The organism is Arcobacter sp. CECT 8985 (genome assembly GCF_004116495.1).
In the GTDB taxonomy this organism is placed as follows: domain Bacteria; phylum Campylobacterota; class Campylobacteria; order Campylobacterales; family Arcobacteraceae; genus Malaciobacter.
Genome location: NZ_PDKC01000068.1, coordinates 1 through 2,232, shown reverse-complemented (window position 1 = coordinate 2,232; position 2,232 = coordinate 1). Strand labels below are relative to the sequence as shown.

Sequence of the window (2,232 nt, the reverse complement as noted above, 5' to 3'; positions counted from 1 at the left end):
GTTATATATTATAGAGTGGGCTTTTAATTGACTTTTTAATGTTATAAAAGCATTTTTGTAAGCAACTGATACTTGGTCTTTTTGATTTATAACTTTTGAATACTCTTTTGCAAAAGGTTTAATATCTATTCTTTTAATTCTTTTTATTTGATCTTTTAATAAAGAAATATAATATTTTTTATCTTTAAAAGAATTTTTCCCATCAATAATAGAATTAATAGTCTGTGCAAAGTTTTTTCTATTTTCTAATATAGTTAATTTTAACATATCTCTTGATACTGCAAGATCATTATCATATTTTGAGTTTATATTTATTTTACTGTTTAAATATCGTAATTCACTTTGATATTGAGATGTATTAAATGGATAAAAATGTTCTTCATTTATATTTGTTGTAATCTTTTTTATCTCATCTTCTAATTTATCAACTTGTTTTGCATCTTGTTTATTAAAATTGTTATTTTGTACAAGTTTTAAAATAATACCTAAATCATAGTAGTTGATTTCATGGTTATTTGTTGTTTGCATTGAATCTACATCATTGACTGCATCTGCTGTTTGCACTTGGTTAGTTTGTGTTGCTTCATTTGAAGAACTACTAGTTTGTGTTGTTACTGCATTGTATAATTGCATGTTATTTGCAGATAAATTAAGAGTTAAAGCTGAAAATAGTATGATTTTGAGAATTTTAGTTTTTATAACATATCCTTTTGATAATTATATTTATGAAATTATACAAAAATTAGTTTTATTGAATATTATATTAGACAAAAAAAAAGCAGATTATTAAATCTGCTTTTTTAGGAGAACAATGAAAATAATAAATAAAGCTTCGCGTTTCTTTATTTATGTATGATAAAATTATAAACTATTCTAATTAACTGATAGAAAATAGAAAGTTAATCAAGAGTTAACGTAAACTAAAACAAGGAAAAATTATGCAAATAATTCTTTTTATGCTAGTAATAATTATTTTATTGTTAGTTATTTATCAAAAATTGAGAAGAAAATATTCTGCTAAAAAAATAGCAATGGGAACTTTACTTTTGATTATAATACTATCTTTAGGAGTGTATATAAGTTCGACATCAGAAAGTGGAATAAAAAAAGCATTTATTCAAAAGTATAAAAAAGAGTTTGGATATAAAATCGCAAAATTAACAGCAACAATGTTAACAAATAATGAAACTAGAAATTCAAATGAGTACTATTATAAGTTTGTTTATATAGTAAATAAAAATAAAAAAGAGTATGTTTGTGAAGCAAATAATATATTTGTTCAATTAATAGAAGATGAATATGTTTTCAAAACAATTAAAGAAGAATGTAGAGAAAAATAATTTATAAGTTATAATTATAATATTTTAGTGACAAAAGTGTAAAATAACTATAAAAAATATACAAAATAGGCTCTTAAATTGTAAATAATAAGTATATTTTATGTCTTTTTGCTATAAAATTTGCATAAACTTTTATATTAGGGAGGCTTATGTTAAGTAATTTTAGCACTGGTAAAAAGTTGATGTCTTTTTCTATATTATTTATATTAAATATAATCATTGCTGGTTTTTTATATAACTATTATAATTCAAAAGTTAATTTTGCAGTAAAAGAAGAAATGTCAACTGGTATTTTTGTACAAAATATATTAAAAGGAAGAATTGCAGTTTATCAATTTTTAAGAAGTCCTAATGAGAATACTGCAAATAAAGTTAAACAGAAATTTACATCTTTAGAAAAAAATGTAGAAGAATTTAAAAATAATCTTAAATTAGAGGAAGATATAAAGTTAGCTGAAAATATAATTGATTTATCAAATCAATATATAGATTTTTTTAATTTATTTGCAAATAAAAGAATAGATGAATATGCAAATGGTAAAAAAGAAGAATCTCAAAATGTATCTTCAAATATATCTAAGATGGCAAATGTTGGTTCTATTCTTGAAAAAAAATTAGTGAAAATTAATGAAAATGCAAAAATCTTAAAAGACAAAGCACAAAATTCATTAAATACAGCGTTGATAGTTCTTGTAGTTTTATCATTAATAGTTTTTATTACTTTCTCTTCATTAATTGCTTCATCAATTGTTAAGATACTTGAAGAATTTGAAAAAGGGTTGTTAACATTTTTCAAATATATAAATAGAGAAGTTTCAAGTGTTGAACCATTGAGCATAAAAGGTAAAGATGAATTTGCCCAAATGGCAACAGTAATAAATGAAAATATCAA

The 2,232-nt window shown here is 21.8% G+C and carries 3 protein-coding genes and 1 pseudogene; 3 read left to right on the top strand and 1 reads right to left on the bottom strand.

What is annotated here, in order from left to right:
* Positions 1 to 633: hypothetical protein (locus CRU93_RS13980; protein ID WP_164967711.1), on the bottom strand; the 633-nt coding region annotated here is incomplete at its 3' end.
* On the opposite strand from CRU93_RS13980, the gene CRU93_RS14260 reads away from it, so the two are divergent.
* From CRU93_RS14260 to CRU93_RS13970, 3 genes and pseudogenes are all read left to right on the top strand, one after another.
* The gene (locus CRU93_RS14260; protein ID WP_164967710.1) at positions 632 to 790 is read left to right on the top strand and encodes a hypothetical protein; all 159 of its coding nucleotides are present in this window, start codon (positions 632 to 634) and stop codon (positions 788 to 790) included. The two genes, CRU93_RS13980 and CRU93_RS14260, sit on opposite strands and share 2 nt — an antisense overlap.
* A gap of 148 nt (positions 791 to 938) precedes the next feature.
* Complete coding sequence (locus CRU93_RS13975) at positions 939 to 1,340, top strand: hypothetical protein (RefSeq protein ID WP_129104795.1); 402 nt, start codon at positions 939 to 941, stop codon at positions 1,338 to 1,340.
* Positions 1,341 to 1,489: 149 nt separating this feature from the next.
* Positions 1,490 to 2,232 (top strand): annotated as a pseudogene (locus CRU93_RS13970) (chemotaxis protein); the annotation flags it as partial.